Raw genomic sequence first — 15,831 nt, 5'->3', positions numbered from 1 at the left:
GTGAGGTCGCGGTGTCCCGCTACCGGGGACACCGCGACTTCGGCACAACCGAGTCGATCACATTCCGGCGGCGCGGTCGGGCGCACCGCTGGCGTTGGCCGCCTCGTCCGGTGAGGACGACGAGGACGTGACGGCGCGCAGAGTGACCGACCGGTCGGCGTGGTCGACCTCGAACAGCGTCCCGGCCGGGAAGGCCGCCAACGTCTCGGGCGGCAACTGGATCGTGCCGTCGCCGGCCACCACGGCGAAGTCCCGGCCGTCCCGCCCCTCGGCCCCGACCCGACCGTCCCGGATGGTGACCGCTCGGCCCAGCCGGGCACCCACCTCGCCGTCGTGGGTCACCACGACCACAGTGGTGCCCCGCTGGGCGTTGACGGTGGCCAGCGCCGCGAGCACCTCGTCCCGACCGGACGCGTCGAGCTGGCTGGTCGGCTCGTCGACCAGGAGCAGCCCGGGCCCGGCCGCGAGCCCCTGCGCCAGAGCGGCCCGCTGACGCTGCCCCGGGGTCAGGTCGCCCACCCGCCGCGCGCCGGCACCGGCGAGGCCGACCAGTTCCAGGATCGCCTCCGGCGGATCGAGCCGGCGCCCGGCGAGGCGTGCCGCGGGTCGCTGCGCCAACCAGATGTTGCGGGACAGCGACACGTACGGCAGCAGGTTGCGTTCGGCACCCTGCAACACCGTGCCGACCGTGGCCCCGCGAAGGGCGGCCAGGCCCTTGGCGGAGAGTCGGGACAGCTCGTGGTCGCCCACGTGCACGCGCCCGGCGGACGGCTGCATGAGCCCGCCGAGAATCGCCACCAGAGTGGACTTTCCCGAGCCGGAGGGGCCCACCAGCGCCAACATCTCGCCGGCGTCGATGCGCAGGTCCACGCCGGAGAGCGCGACGACGTCGCCGTTCGCGGTGGGGTAGATGTGGATGAGCCGGTGGCAGGTGACGGCCACACCCCCACCCGAGCGCGGTGCGGCGCTCAGCGGCTCGTCGCGCGGTGCGGTGCTCGTCGGCTCGTCGTGCGGTGCGGTGCTCATCGACTGCTCCGGCGGCGTACCGAGGCGGCGACGACCCGACCGAGGACGACCGCGGTGAGGGTGAACAGCGTGACCGTGGGCACCACGAACACCAGCAGACGGCCGATGTCCGGCCATTCGGGGATCGGGACCGGGGAGCGGCCGTCACCGAACAACCGCTGCCCGCTTCGGGTGAGCAGCCAGATCACCAGGGTGACGAGACCGCCCGACACGGCGGCGACCGCGACCGGTAACCCGTAGCCGCCACGGACGGCGCGTGGCGGCAACCCCTGCCGCCGCAGCGCCACCAGCATGGCCACCCGGCTACGCTGCTCGGCCGCCGCCATCGCGATCAGGCCGGCCGCTCCGATCAGCACCCCGGCCAGCGCGGCGAACAGGTTGAAGCGCAGCGCCAACGCCGGAGCCTGCCGATCGAAGTCCTGGCGAACCCCGGTGATCGTCCGCTCACCGACGATCGCCAGACCCTGGGCGCGAAGCCGGTCGAGGACGTCGGCGGGCGCGGTCGCGGCCAGCCACACCTCCTTGGTGCCGCTCTGGCCGGAGACCGCGAGTCGATCAGCGTATTCCAGGTCGGCGATCAGGCCCGCGCGACCGAGCTGCGGCAGACCGTCGGCCACGCCGGCGATCCGGGCCGTGGTCGGTGACCCGTCGACGCCTTCGTACGCATGAGCCCCGCCGAGCGGTGTCCCCTCCGACCCGGTCAGGTAGACGGGCAGCGGAAACGGTGAATCGGCAACACTGAAGCCGGTTGCCCCCGGACTACCTTCCCCCTTCTGCAGGGCCAGCGCCGGGGACGCACCGCCCGTGGCGCTGATCTCCGAGGCACCCGTCGTGGCGGCGCTTCGCCACCGCTTCAGATCGGCGAACTGCGTACCGGTCAGCACCACCGTGTCGGCGCCGTCATCGCCGCTGCGCAGCTCCTCGAAGTGGACCGTCAGGTCCCGCCACAGCACCTGGGTGACGACTTCTACCTTGACCAGGCGGCACTGCGCCACGCACTCGGGCACCTGAACGACGTACTCGTCGCGCCCCGGCCGGATGTCCGGGCGTGCGGCGACCACCCGGGTGCCATTGGCGCTGGAGACGGTTACTGCGAGTTGCACCTGATTTCCGCCGAAGGCCTCCGCGTCGAAGGTGGCCGACATGACGACGGTGAGCAGCCGCCCCCGCAGCAGCACCGGTTCCCCGGGCGGGGCGGGGCGGATGGCCCGTGCGATGTCCGCGAAGGACACTCCGTAGGACGGATGCGGCACGGCCACCGTCGCCAGCCGGGCGGAGTCCACGGCGAGCACTGGTGTGCCGCCGTCGGGGAGTGTTCTCGTCACGACCGCGGCCATCGCGTAGCGACCCTCGGGATCAGCCTTCCGCACGGCCGTCAACAGGTGCGAACGGGACGGCGCGTCGACCTCGACCACGCGCGGCGCGCCGACCTCCACGACCGCCCGATCGCCGTAGGCGGCTGAGGCGACCTCGTTCATCGCCGCCGTGAAGGCGAGCATGGCGACGGCGACGGTGAGCAGTGCGATCAGCGGCCGGAACCGTGGTTGCCGGGCCACCTGCACCAGCGCGAGCCCGACGGCGGTGCGCCCCCGCGCCAGCAGTGCCGCACCCACCGCGGCGCCGGCCAGCATCGCGACCCGTGCCAGCAAAACGGCCGCGGCGAGCGCCCCGGCGACCGGTGCGACAAGTGCCAGCCCACTGGGCGAACCGCCGGTGCGCAACTGCACCACGGCGGCTGCCGCGATGGACACCGCGACGACGTCACCGATCGTCGCCCGCCATCCCCGAACCCGAGCCGGCACCCGACGCAGCAGGTCGACGACCGGTGCGGACAGCATCCGGGCCTGGGCCAGCAGCACCGCGGCGAGCGCGCCGGCCGCGCCGATGGCGGCGAAGGCGACGACGTTGGCGTCCAGCGTGACGTCGGCGCGGGCCGGGAGGGTGTGCGCGGCGAGCAGTGTGGCAGCGGCGACGCCACCCAAGCAGCCGAGGGGGATCGCGACCAACGCGGGGACGGCGTGTTCGCCGATCGCCAGCGCCCACAGTCGTCGGCGTTGCACCCCGCGGAGCAGGAGCAGGCCCTGCTCCGGTCGACGTTGGTCCGCCGCCGAGCCGACCGCGACGAAGAGCACCAGCCAGCAGAGCAGCACGAGCAGCCCGGCGCCCAGCGTGACACCGTCGGCCAGTTGCCCGCGTTGCCGTTCGATGCGGTCGAACAGGCTGGTCACGGTGGTGCCGGCACCGAAGCCCTCGCGGTTTCCGTCCCGCTGCATCCGCATGACCTCGGCGCGCAACTCCGGCATGGACCGGCTGTCCAGCAACGTCTCGGTGACGTAGAGGTCGGCCATCGACCGGTGCAGGATGACATCGTCATCGGGCAGGGGAGCAGCCTCGGCGGTGAAGATGGCATCTTGGGCACTGCCCGGGATCGACGTGCCGGCCGAGCCTCCGGCGGCCGGCCGAATGAATTCCCCGCCGAGCCAGAACGGATCTGTCACCTCCAGCGGTCGGTAGATGCCGGTCACCCGTACCGGCACCTCGGCGAAGGTGAAGCGATCGCCGACGGCGACACCGAGCAGCGCGGCGGTGTGCGTGCTGACCATGACCTCGGGGAGCTGGCCCCTCGAGTTGGCCCGGGGGCAGGCGCCGGTCACCGCGACCCGCTCACACACCCCCGCTCGGAAGAACAGGCTGGTGGTCACCTCGCCGGCTCGACCGGCGGCGACGCCACCGCTCTGAGCGCCCAGGACGACGTCGAACCCGGCCGGCGTCAGTCGCTTGACCGTGGTGGTGAAGACGGTGTGGGTGGGGTCGGCGGGCAACCCCGGGTATTCGGCGCCCTCGGCGAGCCGGATGCGAAGCTCGTTGGGCTCCGCGGTGGACATCTCATACCGGGCCAGTGCCTGCCCGGCCGCGGCGACGTAGCTCGGTGCGGCCGCCGCGGCGGCACTGGCGAGCACGGCGAGCAGGAGCACCGCCAACGCGTGTGCCCGGCGGGCCGCGAGCGCACCCCAGATGACGGTCAGCATTGACGCCGAGGCTATCGACCCGCCCGCCGGCCCGCCGTCCCGTGCGGGTGGACCGAGACCTACCGGTTATCGCGGGCCTCAGTCGCGGAGGATCTCCGCCCGCCCCTCGACGAGGTGCACCTCCGCTTCGCAGGCGGCGGCCACCTCCGGGTCGTGGGTGGCGAACACGACGGCCGCGCCCCGCCGCGCCTCGTCGTGCAACAGGTCCAGCACCCGCCGCCGGTTGCCCGCGTCCAGCTCGCTCGTCACCTCGTCGGCCAGCAGCACGCTCCCGCGCAGGGCCAGGCCGCGGGCGACGGCCGTCCGCTGCTGTTGGCCACCTGACAACTCCTCGACGAGTTGGTCGGCCTGGCCGGCAAGGCCCAGCAGCTCCAGCATCGCGGCGGTCTGTCGACGGGCCTCGGGTGGTGTCACGCCATCGGCCACGAGCGCCACCTGAAGATTCTCGGCGGCGGTGAGAATCGGGGCCAGGCCGTTGTCCTGGGGGACGAGCACGATCCGGTGCTCCACCGCGTGATCACGGTCGCGCAGCGGCTGCCCGTCGACGGTCACCGAGCCGTCCCGTGGCCGCAGCAGCCCGGCCAGGGCGTGGAGCAGTGTCGTCTTGCCCGCGCCCGACGACCCGGTCACCGCCAGGATGCGACCCGGTCGGAGCGTCACCGAGATCTCCCGGAGGACGGCCGGCTCACCGCCGTAGCCCACTGACGCTCCGTGCATGCTCAGCATGTGCCACCGCCCCTTTTCCGGCACCCGAGGATCCGCAGACTGCCACGGCGGGCGGACCCGCACAATCCCGTCGATCCGCCAGCGATCCGAGGTGGTCAGTCGACCCGGGGTCGCCGCTCGTAGCTGACCAGGGCGGCGAGGAAGGCCGTCAGCAGCCCGAGAGCGGCCAGCGCGGGCAGGGCCCGGGCGAGGGGCATCAGGAGCAGGACGATGCCGATCGCCACGAGGTGGCCCGGTGAGCTGTGTACGGTCAGCCGGAGGAACAGCAGTCGGCCGGTGAGATAGAGCGCGGCGCCGCCGTAGAGCACGAGGATGGCCGACCAGCTCATCGGCTCCCCGCCGAAGTGCCGGGGTTGTGTCTGCTCCGTCGGGTTCGCGAGGATCAGGTGGATGCCCAGGGCGAAGGAGACGGCTCCGGCGACCAGCGGTAGGTGCGCCAGCGTGTAGGCGTCCGACGCCAGTTGCTGGCGGCGGCGGGAGCGCGGCGAGGCCGAGGTCAGCACCTTCGCCGCGGCCGGTGCGACGCCCACGAAGTAGAGCCACCACAGGCAGACGGTCGCGGCGAAGCCGAACACCGCCGCCAGCAGCACCGGCCAGGCGAGCATCGACAGACCCGCGCCGGCCCCGGCCGACAGCAGCGACTCACCGAGCACGATGATCAGTACCAGACCGTGGCGTTCGGCGAAGTGCGCCCCGCTGCGGACCTCCCCGAAGCTGGCGGCGGTGGCGATCCGACCGCCGCCGTAGTCGACGAGGAACGCCACAGTCCACAGCACGGTCTGCGTGGTCCCGCCGAGGACGGCGCCCACCAGCAGCGGGACCCAGGCGAGCGTGGTGGACACGGCGAAGCGCAGGGTCTGCCGGCGGTACTGCGGGTTGCCGGACGAGGAGTAGGTCATCAGGCCGAGGTGCAGCCCACGCACCACGAGGTAGGCGATGGCCAGGGTGAGCGGCGGGCTCAGCGCGCCGTCGTGGCGCTGCCACGCCTGCGGGATCACCAGCGCGGCCACGAAGATGGCGGCCATCGCCGCGAGCATCCCGGCCAGCACCGGGCCGTTGTCCGCCCGGACCTGATTGCCGAGCCAGGCGTAGCAGCTCCACGCGTACCAGAACCAGAGCAGGAGCAGTAGTCCCTGGTAGAGGGTGAGCGGCCCCAGCGACTCCGCCATGAAGTCGATGAGCCGCGTCAGCGCGAACACCAGGACCAGGTCGAAGAAGATCTCGAAGGTGGTGGCCCGGTGTGCCTCGTCGACCAGCACCGGCCGGGACCGGTGGACGCGGCTCATCCGCTCATCCTGGTCTGTTTCGCAGCTCGTCGGAGGCCAACGCCCGGCTCCGGCGGAATCAGTCGAAGAGCAGGTCGAGGTGGGCGTCCAGCGCGGCGAGCGCCTGCTCGGCGGTGTACTGCCCACCCAGCAGGTACAGACCGAGACCTTCCATCAGCGCCAGCAGGCCGGCCGCGGCGGCGGCACCGTGCCCCTCGGGCAGGACACCGGCGATGAAGCCGGTGAACTGCGCGGTGTCCTCGTGCAGGCGGGGCTCGGCCGACGGTCGCACCGCCGTGTAGGCGAGGAACGCCAGCGCCACCCGGCCGTCGTCGCGGGTCCGGTCGTCCAGGGGCAGCAGGGCGGCGAGCATCGTCCGCAGCAGCAGCCGAGGCGGCGGGGTCTTACCCAGGCGTGCCAGTGCCTCGGTGATCCTGAGCTGGCTGCGTTCCCGCACCACACTCAACGCGAACGCCATCATCTCGTCCTTGGTGCGGAAGTAGTGCTGGACCATGCCGGCGGACACCCCGGCCGCGGCGGCCACGTGGCGGAGGCTGACCGCCTCCAGGCCCTGGTCCGCGGCGACCCGCATCAGCGCGTCCGCGATGAGGGTGCGTCGCTCCTGGTGATCGACCTTCTTGGGCATGGCCTCGATCGTTTCACAGTGGGTGGCCCGGACCTCCCGCCAGCGGCGGTGGTTACCGGCTGGCGGTGGTGCTCGCGGGGGTGCCCCGCGCGCTGCGCAGGAGGCCGTCCGGGTCGTCGGCGTACAGCCGCAGCTCGTTCACCGGCAGGGATCCGGTCTTCGACAGGTCGACGGTCAGCGGCCGGCGCAGCAGGACGTCGATGCTGGTCTGGCTGCCGACCGCGAGGGACACCACCCGGCGGTCGCCCTCCTGCTCGACCTGCACCGACCTGCTCGACGGCAGCGACCGGTAACGCTTGCGCAGGGCCTCGATGTCCGACCAGGGGATCTGGATGTCGATGCCCGAGCTGAGGCGTACCCGCAGGCCCCGGTCACCCACCACGTGCGGGTGGATGGTCATGCTGGCGAACAGGCCGATCATCCAGAGCAGACCCCAGACGCCGAGGCCGAGCACTATCCAGCGGGCCGGCCGCCACGGCACCACGTGGGTGACGACGACATCGAAGATGGGGATCTCCACGACCGAGAGGCCGATGAAGATGCCCAGGATCGGCTTGACCACGCCGAGGTAGCCGAACGGCTCGTCGCCGGGTCCCAGCGGCAGGGGGCGGCGCCGGGCCCAGACGTACAGGCTGCGCCAGGTCGCGGCCTCGGCCTGGGCGGCCCGGCGGAGCAACGAGCCCACCCGAGCCCCGGCCGGTGCCTTCGTGTCGGTCATGGTCGTCCTTCCCGGTAGGTGCCGACGGTCAGTGCGGCGTGACGGTTCCGGCGCCACCGTCCACGGTGACGAGCTGCCCCGTGGAGATCGTCCGGGTGGCGTCCGGCACGCAGATGACGGCGGGAATGCCGTACTCCCGGGCCACCGTCGGGCCGTGCGCCATGATCGCGCCGGTCTCGGTGACCACCGCCGCGGCGGTGAGGAACAGCGGGGTCCAGCCCGGGTCGGTGGTCGCGGCGACCAGGACGTCCCCGGGCTCGACGTGGGCGGTGGCCGGGTCGTGGACGACCCGGGCGGGGCCGGTCACCCGGCCCGCCGACGCGCCCACGCCGACGAGCGTCCCGTCGCTGGCGGGCGTCGCCGGCAGGACGGTCTCGACGTCGGTGCCGTCGGAGAGCAGCGCCACCGGCACGCTGCGGCGGCGCAGCTCCCGGCGGTGCACGGCCCGTCGGGCGGTGACGGTGCCGCGCAGATCGACACCCTGGTGTACGAGGGTGTGCACCTCGTCGACGGTCAGGAACATGATGTCGTCGGGCTGGTCCAGCAACCCGGAGCCGTGCAGGTCGGCGCCGATGAGCAGCAGTTGGCGGCGGGTTTCGCGCAGCGGGTACAGCCCGGCGAACTTGCCGGCCTCGCGCAGGCCGGCCAGGGACCGCGCCCGGCGCAGCAGGAACCCGGCGATGCTGCCTCGCACCGGCCGCCGACGGCGGGCTCGCCCGACCAGCTCCGCCAACGCCGCCTCGGCTGCCGCGCTGGCCCGCTGGAAGCGCTTGTCGGGGCCCTGCCGTGGATCGGTGACCCGCAGGTAGTTGGCGACCGCGGCGAAGACCGGCGTCGGATCCTCCGCCCAGCGCGGCACGCCGAGGTCGACCTCGGCGATGCCCCGGTGGCCGTAGACGTCCAGGAAGGCGGTCATGCCGACGTCGGGCAGTGTTCCGCGCAGGTGGCGCGCCGCCAACTCGGCCGGCGGGGTGTCGAGGAGGAGTTGGCGGTGCTCGCCGGCGCCCTGGGCGAGCCGCCACAGGGCCAGGTCCATCTCGATGGTGACGTTGTGCGGCATCCCGCCCAGCACGGCGTGGATCTCGTCCGGGCCGGCGACCCCCTTGAGCAGGGTGGTCGGCAGCGCGGTGGCGAGCATCCCCGCGACGATCGGCCACATGATCGCGTCGGCGCTGTCGTCGGCGTCGTTCGCCTGCACGAAGCGCAGCCGGTCGGCGGCGGTCCGCAGGTCGGCGGGGGCGGCCGAGCGTACTCTGAGCTGCTCGATCGCCTCGAACATCCGCATCCGCGCGGCCTCGGGGCGGGCCAGAGCCCGCAGGATCCCCACCACCGCGCGGCCGGCCGTCCGCAGTGCCGCGGCGCCCTGCGCCCGGCCGCGCGTGCTGCGGCCACCGGTCGGGGCGAACCGGGGATCCGCAAGCACGTGCCGCATCACCGCCTGGGCGCGCGGGCCGAAGTCGACAGCCAGGAGCTTCACCAGTCGCTTGCGGGCCGAGGAGTCGCGTGCCAGGTCGGTCAGGTCGCCGTAGAGCCGACCGCCGATGTCGACGATCTCGACGCGGACGCCGAGCGCGGCGAGCATCGCGGCGATCTGCGTCCGCAGGGTCGACATGCCCATCGGCGTGACCGGTTGCAGCATGCCCTGGACGTGACCGAACTCCAGGTAGACGCGGGGGAGAGGCTTCTGCGTCTCCGGTGGGAGGGGGAACAGGGTGGTGATCGGCCGGGACTGCAGAAGCCACCGGACGCCGTCGGTGTCGATCGCCCATTCCACGTCCTGGGGGCAGCCGAAGTGCGCCTGTAGCCGTTCGCCGGTGGCGCGCAGGTCGGCCAGGTGCGCGGACGTCAGGCAGCCCGTGTCGTCTCGCGCGACGCCGTCGAGGACGTAGTGGTCCACCCGCGCCGCCCCGTCCACCACCAGCGTGCCGGGACCCACTGCGGCGTCGACGGCCATCTCGTCGCGGCGGCCGGTCAGCGGGTTCGCGGTGAACAGCACCCCCGCCACCGTGGGCGTGACCATGCGTTGCACGACGACGGCCATGTGCACCGTCTGGTGCTCGATGTCGCGAGCGTCGCGGTACGCCCTCGCGCGCTCGCTGTGCAGCGACTCCCAGCACTTCTCGATGGCGGCGATCAGCTCGGCGGTGCCCGTGACGTTGAGGAACGTGTCCTGCTGCCCGGCGAAGCTCGCGTCCGGCAGGTCCTCCGCGGTGGCGCTGGAGCGCACCGCCACCGGGCCCGCCCCGAGTCGCTCGTACGCGGCGACGACCTCGGCCGTGGGGAGGACGCCGAGTCGGTGCGCCTCGGCGGTGACGCAGAAGCCGTCGGGCACCCGTTCGCCGCACCGGATCAACTCGCCCAGCCCGGCCGCCTTGCCACCGACCAGGTCGACCCGGTCGGCGGTCGCCTCGGACAACGCGATCACCCGCATCGGAGCCTTCTCTCTTAGCAATGCACTCGTATTTCTTCCCACCGTAACGCCTTTACGATGCAACTGCAATGTCACCCGGCGATGGTGTGACCGGGGCAGCGAGGCGTTGTCGGCGTCTGTCATCCTCGGGACGGTGACGACCGGCAGCCCGACCACAGCCCGTTCCCGCCGCCGCGCTCTGCGCGTCCTCGTCGGGGTCGTCGCGGCGGCGGCCGTTCTCGGTGTCGCGCTCGTCGTCGTGCCGATGCTGCGACCGGCGGGGCCGCGCCCGCTCTTCCAGTTGCCGGTCACCTGCGGCGAGACGTGGCAACTCGGCACCTACCCCGGTCACGACGACTACGACGTCGACCTGTTCCCCATCGAGGGGGAGGCGTGGGGGCGGCCGGTGCTCGCCTCCTACGCCGGCACGGTCACCGAGGCGGGCATCAACGGGTCGCTGGGTGGCCGTAACCCGGAGAACCCGGAGGGCCCTCGCGGGCGCGGCGGCGGCTACTGGGTGAAGATCGACCACGGTGGCAAGTGGGAGACGCAGTACCTGCACATGCTCGAACCACCGCTGGTCAAGGTCGGGCAGCAGGTCGCCCAGGGTGATCAGCTGGGGCTGGTCGGCAGCACCGGCAACTCCGGCGCACCGCACCTGCACTACGAGCAGCGGCGCGGCTGGGAGAAGGTCGAGACCCACTTCGACGGGGAGCCGTCGGGCATCACCACCGACGAACGCGAGTACACGGTCCAGCGCACGAGCGGCAACTGTCCCCCCGGCGTCTCCTGAGGACGGCGGTTAGTCCGACCCGGTTCGGGGCACTGATATCCGAGGAACACTTCGGACGCAGGGAGGAGCCGGCCATGGTCAAGGGTGACGTCGACACGTACCACGAGGACGGGCAGTGGAAGAACAAGGCCGAGGGCAACGAGCGGGCCAGCAGCACGCATGACGTGAAGGCCGACGCGCAGGCCCAGGGCCGGGAGATGGCGGCCGACCGTGGCGTCGAACACGTGGTCAAGAAGCAGGACGGCACGATCGGGGAGAAGAACACCTACCCCCGCAGCCGGGATCCCCGCGACATCGAGGGCTGACACCCTCCCACCCGCAGCCGCTGGCCCCGTCGACTCCGCGTCGACGGGGCCAGCGCGATTCGCTCCTGTTGCATCGGGATACCGGGCCACCTACGCCTATTGTCCGATAAAGTCCGAATTGGGGCTGGAGTGGGTGCGGGAGTGAGGTGGGCATGGTGGTACCAAGCCGGCGCGGGTCAGCACTTGTCGCGCTGGTGCTCGCCCTGACCGTGGGTGCTGTGGTGGTCGCGCCCCGGCCGGCGGCGGCGGTCGGGTCGGTCCTGTTCGATCAGCCGTTCCACAACAACACCGCGAACGGCATCGGCGCGGTGACGGTGCCCGCCGTGCCGACCGCTGGTGCCAGCAACGCGGCCTGCCTCAGCGCGGCCGGCAACTCCACCACCGGCCCGTTGCTGAGTTGCACCACGTCCACCGATCCGCAGGGCTCGGGCAAGCTGCGCCTCACCCCGGCCGTCGCGAACCGGCAGGGTGGGGTGTTCGGTGCGGTGAGCGTGCCCACCTCCCAGGGACTGCACGTCACCTTCAACACCTATCAGTACGGCGGCATCAGCACCGGAGCCGACGGTCTGGCGTTCGTGCTGGCCGCAGCCGACCCCGCCAACCCGCGGTCCCCGACGGTGATCGGCCAGTCGGGCGGATCACTCGGCTACTCGGCGGCGTTCAACGGCGCCTCGGTGGGTCTGTCCAACGGCTACCTGGGCATCGGGCTGGACGTCTTCGGAAACTTCAGCAACAGCCTCTACCAGGGCACTGGTTGCACGAATCCGCCGTACATCTCGACCACCAACACCCGGGTGCCCGGCCAGGTCGTGATCCGCGGACCGGGCCGCAACGGGGTCGGCTACTGCGCGATCAACAGCACCGCCACCACCACCTCGTCGCCTGCCGTGGCGTTGCGGGCCACCACCCGGGCCGCCTCGGTGGTGCCGGTCGAGGTGGTCGCCAACACCACCTCGTCGCCGTTCACCACCGACACCGGTATCGCCGTGCCGGCGGGGGAGTACCGGGTCCGGTTCACTCCGGTGGGCGGCACGGCCCGGACCCTGGCCGGCAGCCTCCCGGTCGTCCCGGCCGGCCTGTACCCGTCGCCGACGTGGCTGAACGCCAACGGCTACCCCCGGCAACTCGCCTTCGGCTGGGTGGGCTCCACCGGCTCGGTCACCGACTTCCACGAGGTCGACAACACCCGCGCGGTCACCTTCGACCAGGTGCCGGACCTGAACGTGGCACAGACCAGCTCGGTCGCGGCCAGTCCGCAGCCCGGCGACCCCGTCACCTACTCGATCACCGCCGGAGTCGATTCCGGCGCGACCGAGACAGCGCCGATCTCGGTCACCCAGACCGTGCCTGCCGGAGTCGTGCCGCGGGCCGCCTACGGCACCGGCTGGGTCTGCGCCGCACCCTCCGGCCAGAGCATCACCTGCACCAACAGCAACGGCCCGTTCGTCGGCGGAAGCTCGCTGCCGCCGATCACCGTCGTCGCGACGGTGACCGGGAGCCAGGTGACGCCGGCACTGATCCAGACGACCACCGTGGCGACCTCGTCCTCGATCGACGCGAACCCGGGTTACTCCGCCGGCACCACACCCGTGGTGCCGGCCACCGCACCGAGCGGCGTCACCGTCACCCCGGCGCAGAGCGCGATCTCCGGGGGCATCGCGGTCACCGTCGGCGGGAGCAACCTCACCGGCGCGACCGCGATCACCATCGGTACGACGGCCGAGCAGCAGGCCGGCACCTCGGTGCTGCTGGTGCCGTGCACGTCCGGCCCGGCCGCCGGCTGCTTCACCGTGAACCCCGACGGCACACTCGACATCTCCGCCATGCCCGCGCGATCCACCCCGGCGACGGTCACCGTCAGCGTCGTCACCCGAGGCGCCGCCGGATCGGCGAGCTACGTCTACGCCGCCGCGCCGGGCACGCCGGCCACGCCCACCGCTGTCGCGGGCGTCACCAGCGCCACCGTGAGTTGGACCGCGCCCGCGAGCAACGGCAGCCCGATCACCGGGTACCTGATCACGCCGATCCGGGACGGGGCCACCCAACCCACGCTCTCCTTCGACGCCTCCACCACCAGCCGTACGGTGACCGGGCTGACCGCCGGCTCGTCGTACGCCTTCCGGGTGGCGGCGGTGAACGCGTACGGCACCGGGACGGCGAGCCCGGCCTCGGCGGCGGTGGTCCCGTACACCCTGCCGGGCCCACCGACGATCACCTCGGCCACCGCCGGCACCAATGCCGCCACGCTGAGTTGGACCACCCCGGCCAACGGCAGCTCGGCGATCACCGGTTACACCGTGACGCCGTACCTCAACGGTGCGGCGCAGACGCCGCAGACCTTCACCGGGGCCGCCACCACCCAGATCGTCACCGGGTTGACCGGCGGCGCCACCTACACCTTCCGGGTGGCCGCGACCAACGCCGCCGGGACCGGCCCACAGTCGCCGCCCTCCGCGTCCGTGCCGGTCAACCCGTCGCCGACGCTGACGTTCGCGCCACCTCCGCCCGGCCGGGCGTACGACCCGTACCAGTACCAGTTGACGGTGGCCGGTGGCACGAGCCCGTACGCCTGGTCGATCAGTGCCGGGAGCCTGCCCGCCGGGCTGACCCTCGACCCGGTCACCGGCCTGCTCTCCGGCACGCCCACCGTGGCCGGGACGTTCGCGTTCACCGTCCGGGTGACCGACTCGTTCGACCAGGCCGCGACCCGACCAGTCGAGCTGGTCATCAGCCCGCTCGGCGGGCTCTCCATCAGCGTTCCGGCGATCTCCCCGCTCGGAACCGTCACCTCGGGCACGACAGGCGTCTCGGGCCACCTCGGCCCGGTGACCGTGACCGACGACCGCGGGCCGTTCTCCGGAAACTGGGTCACCGTCGTCTCCAGCACGAACTTCACCACCGGCTCCGGCACGGGTGGCGAGACGATCCCCAACAGCAACATCACGTACGCCTCCGGGCCGGCCCTCGCCACGACCGGCGTCGGGACGTTCCTCCCCCAGCCGGGCGTGGTGTTGGACATGCCGCAGACGGCCGCCGGCTGGTCCGGTCCGGCCGGTGACCCGAACTCCGTCACCTGGAACCCCACGCTGTGGCTGGTGATCCCGTCCGCGGTGGTGGTCGGCGACTACGTGGCAGTCGTGACGCACTCGGTCATCTAGGCCCCGCTGCTGGTTCGTGTGGGCGAGGGGGTGACACGTCGCTGCCCGGCCGTTCCTCGGGGGGACGACCGGGCAGCGACGTGCGGGCTGTTTGAGTCAGGGCTGTGCGAGTCAGGCCAGCCGGGTGCGTTGCCGGCGGACGAGATACCAGCCGGCAAGGGCGATCAGCGCCAGCAGGGCGATCCCGCCGGACGCGTAGACCAACCACCGCGGCCCGGTGGGCGTCGCGACCGCCATCGGCGCCGCGACGGGCAGGCTGATCGTCCCGGTCGCGGTGCGTTCCACGGTGCCGCTGACGAGCTTCGCGTTCACCTCCCAGTCCCCCGCGGGCAGGGCCTGGTCGACCTCGACCCGGACCTGGCCGCTCTGGCCGGGCAGGATCGTCACACCGTTCGTCACCTTGAACGGGCCGGCCCGCACCGCCTCCTTCTGCAGCGTCACGGTGCCGGTCATGTCCAGCGCGCGCTGGCCGGTGTTGGTGACCCTCGCGGTGACGACGGGAAACTCACCGGGCCCGGGTTCCGCCGCCAGCCCGTCGATGCGGAAGTCCGTCGGCGGTTCGCCGCCGGGACCGACGTCGAGGTAGACCCGGATACCCACCCGGTGGATCTGGGTGACGTTGCCGGTGCGTTCCCTGGTGCTTGTCACCTGCGCCCAGATGGCGGCGTACCGCTCGCCCTTGGACGCCTTCCTCGGCACGGCGATCTCGACAGCTACCGGCCGCCGCTCGCCCGGGTCCAACTCCATCGTGGCGGTCTCCAGTCGAATCCACCCGCTGAGGTCGTTGCCCTCGCGCCCCTCGGGCACGGTGAAGGCGTTGTCCTCGATCGACGCCGCACCGGAGTAGAACTCGATCTTCTGCGTCTCACCCGAGGTGTTCCGCACCTCGACCCGGCGATTGATCGTCGTCCCGGGGTTGAGGTGGTCGACGATGTAGACCCGGGCCCGGGGATCCTGCACCCGGCTGGCCGGGATGTCCACCATCCGGATGCTGATCGCGGCCTCGTCGGCGGGCTCCTGTCGCTGCTCCCGCACGGCAGCGGCTGGCGCCGCCGAAACCCCGAGCGCCACGAGGACGACCGAGGCCAGCAACGCCAGCCGGCCGAGCGGCTCAGAACACCGAATGTGTCACCGTCCCGGTGTAGACACCCTCGACGGTGCCGTCCGGAATGTTCACCGACAGGGTGGGGTTCCAGCTCGCGAAGTTGTTGCCCGTGCCGCCGGTGTGGCTCATCGCCGTCCGGGGGACGTTGATGATCACCTGCTGGGCGGCGGTGGGCTGACCCGGCGTGAAGGTGCCACCACCGGCGGTCCCCGTCACGGGGCCGGACCAGTACAGGACGTTGATGGCCGGGATCGTCTCCCCGGAGCTGCCGCCGCCGGTGGTGAAGTCGGTGGAGACGACGGTGGCGGTCCAGTTGGGGGTGAGCGACCCGCGCTGGTCCAGCACGGTTACCGGGCCGAGCTGACCGGTGACGGTGGAGCCCTCCACGCCGTGCCCGATGTTCGCCGTCGCCGGCACGGTGATCGACAGGCCGCCGGCGGCGTCGACGGTGAGGGTCACAATCGTCTCGCCAGTGGTGTCCGCGGCGGCCGGTCCGGCGAGCGCCACGACGGCGGCAACGCCGGCCAAGCCCGCGAGAAACTTTCTACGCATGAGTCTCCTCTGTCCTGGAATCGCCCTTCAGCGGCAGGTCAGAGCATATCTAGGATGAAAGCCGCATATCGGACGATCGGCACCATCGTCACCGCTCG

General features: G+C 72.2%; 12 protein-coding genes. 3 read left to right on the top strand and 9 right to left on the bottom strand.

Annotated features, from left to right (window positions below; all coding sequences use genetic code 11):
* Positions 1 to 57: 57 nt before the first annotated feature.
* The 7 genes from AB0B14_RS19420 to AB0B14_RS19390 all read right to left on the bottom strand — a co-directional run bounded on the left by AB0B14_RS19420 (position 58) and on the right by AB0B14_RS19390 (position 9,841).
* The gene (locus AB0B14_RS19420) at positions 58 to 1,026 is read right to left on the bottom strand and encodes an ATP-binding cassette domain-containing protein (RefSeq protein ID WP_357523366.1); all 969 of its coding nucleotides are present in this window, start codon (positions 1,024 to 1,026) and stop codon (positions 58 to 60) included.
* Positions 1,023 to 4,055, bottom strand: coding sequence for an FtsX-like permease family protein (locus AB0B14_RS19415; protein WP_357523364.1), 3,033 nt, complete (start codon positions 4,053 to 4,055; stop codon positions 1,023 to 1,025). The genes AB0B14_RS19420 and AB0B14_RS19415 overlap by 4 nt, the downstream gene beginning before the upstream one ends.
* Positions 4,056 to 4,133: 78 nt before the next feature.
* On the bottom strand, positions 4,134 to 4,781 hold the full coding sequence (locus AB0B14_RS19410) for an ATP-binding cassette domain-containing protein (protein WP_357523362.1): 648 nt from the start codon (positions 4,779 to 4,781) through the stop codon (positions 4,134 to 4,136).
* Between the two features lie 95 nt (positions 4,782 to 4,876).
* Positions 4,877 to 6,067: a low temperature requirement protein A gene (locus AB0B14_RS19405; protein ID WP_357523360.1), complete on the bottom strand. Its 1,191-nt coding sequence runs from the start codon at positions 6,065 to 6,067 to the stop codon at positions 4,877 to 4,879.
* Positions 6,068 to 6,125: 58 nt separating this feature from the next.
* Entirely contained in the window at positions 6,126 to 6,692 is a 567-nt protein-coding gene (locus AB0B14_RS19400) for a TetR family transcriptional regulator C-terminal domain-containing protein (RefSeq protein WP_357523358.1), read from the bottom strand.
* 52 nt (positions 6,693 to 6,744) lie between these two features.
* Entirely contained in the window at positions 6,745 to 7,410 is a 666-nt protein-coding gene (locus tag AB0B14_RS19395) for a hypothetical protein (RefSeq protein ID WP_357523356.1), read from the bottom strand.
* Between the two features lie 28 nt (positions 7,411 to 7,438).
* Complete coding sequence (locus tag AB0B14_RS19390; RefSeq protein WP_357523355.1) at positions 7,439 to 9,841, bottom strand: PEP/pyruvate-binding domain-containing protein; 2,403 nt, start codon at positions 9,839 to 9,841, stop codon at positions 7,439 to 7,441.
* A 133-nt stretch (positions 9,842 to 9,974) separates the two neighbouring features.
* On the opposite strand from AB0B14_RS19390, the gene AB0B14_RS19385 reads away from it, so the two are divergent.
* The 3 genes from AB0B14_RS19385 to AB0B14_RS19375 all read left to right on the top strand — a co-directional run bounded on the left by AB0B14_RS19385 (position 9,975) and on the right by AB0B14_RS19375 (position 14,076).
* Positions 9,975 to 10,613, top strand: coding sequence for a M23 family metallopeptidase (locus AB0B14_RS19385; RefSeq protein ID WP_357523353.1), 639 nt, complete (start codon positions 9,975 to 9,977; stop codon positions 10,611 to 10,613).
* A 74-nt stretch (positions 10,614 to 10,687) separates the two neighbouring features.
* Entirely contained in the window at positions 10,688 to 10,918 is a 231-nt protein-coding gene (locus AB0B14_RS19380; protein WP_184183641.1) for a DUF2188 domain-containing protein, read from the top strand.
* Positions 10,919 to 11,070: 152 nt separating this feature from the next.
* On the top strand, positions 11,071 to 14,076 hold the full coding sequence (locus AB0B14_RS19375) for a fibronectin type III domain-containing protein (RefSeq protein ID WP_357523351.1): 3,006 nt from the start codon (positions 11,071 to 11,073) through the stop codon (positions 14,074 to 14,076).
* Between the two features lie 111 nt (positions 14,077 to 14,187).
* Here AB0B14_RS19375 and AB0B14_RS19370 read toward each other — a convergent pair whose 3' ends face one another.
* Together AB0B14_RS19370 and AB0B14_RS19365 are read right to left on the bottom strand one after the other, a co-directional pair.
* Positions 14,188 to 15,147 (bottom strand): hypothetical protein, encoded by a 960-nt coding sequence (locus AB0B14_RS19370; protein ID WP_357523349.1) that lies wholly within the window; start codon positions 15,145 to 15,147, stop codon positions 14,188 to 14,190.
* 40 nt (positions 15,148 to 15,187) lie between these two features.
* Positions 15,188 to 15,733, bottom strand: a complete 546-nt coding sequence (locus AB0B14_RS19365; protein WP_357523347.1) for a hypothetical protein — start codon at positions 15,731 to 15,733, stop codon at positions 15,188 to 15,190.
* Positions 15,734 to 15,831: the final 98 nt, after the last annotated feature.

This window comes from Micromonospora sp. NPDC049171 (assembly GCF_040648275.1).
In the GTDB taxonomy this organism is placed as follows: Bacteria; Actinomycetota; Actinomycetes; order Mycobacteriales; family Micromonosporaceae; genus Micromonospora.
Note: the sequence above shows the minus strand (reverse complement) of the source record. Positions and strands in the feature narration are given on the sequence as shown.

Coding starts and splice junctions, on each gene's coding strand:
- AB0B14_RS19420 (WP_357523366.1), bottom strand. CDS start 1,026: ATGAGCACCGCACCGCACGACGAGCCGACGAGCACCGCACCGCGCGAC.
- AB0B14_RS19415 (WP_357523364.1), bottom strand. CDS start 4,055: ATGCTGACCGTCATCTGGGGTGCGCTCGCGGCCCGCCGGGCACACGCG.
- AB0B14_RS19410 (WP_357523362.1), bottom strand. CDS start 4,781: ATGCTGAGCATGCACGGAGCGTCAGTGGGCTACGGCGGTGAGCCGGCC.
- AB0B14_RS19405 (WP_357523360.1), bottom strand. CDS start 6,067: ATGAGCCGCGTCCACCGGTCCCGGCCGGTGCTGGTCGACGAGGCACAC.
- AB0B14_RS19400 (WP_357523358.1), bottom strand. CDS start 6,692: ATGCCCAAGAAGGTCGATCACCAGGAGCGACGCACCCTCATCGCGGAC.
- AB0B14_RS19395 (WP_357523356.1), bottom strand. CDS start 7,410: ATGACCGACACGAAGGCACCGGCCGGGGCTCGGGTGGGCTCGTTGCTC.
- AB0B14_RS19390 (WP_357523355.1), bottom strand. CDS start 9,841: ATGCGGGTGATCGCGTTGTCCGAGGCGACCGCCGACCGGGTCGACCTG.
- AB0B14_RS19380 (WP_184183641.1), top strand. CDS start 10,688: ATGGTCAAGGGTGACGTCGACACGTACCACGAGGACGGGCAGTGGAAG.
- AB0B14_RS19375 (WP_357523351.1), top strand. CDS start 11,071: ATGGTGGTACCAAGCCGGCGCGGGTCAGCACTTGTCGCGCTGGTGCTC.
- AB0B14_RS19365 (WP_357523347.1), bottom strand. CDS start 15,733: ATGCGTAGAAAGTTTCTCGCGGGCTTGGCCGGCGTTGCCGCCGTCGTG.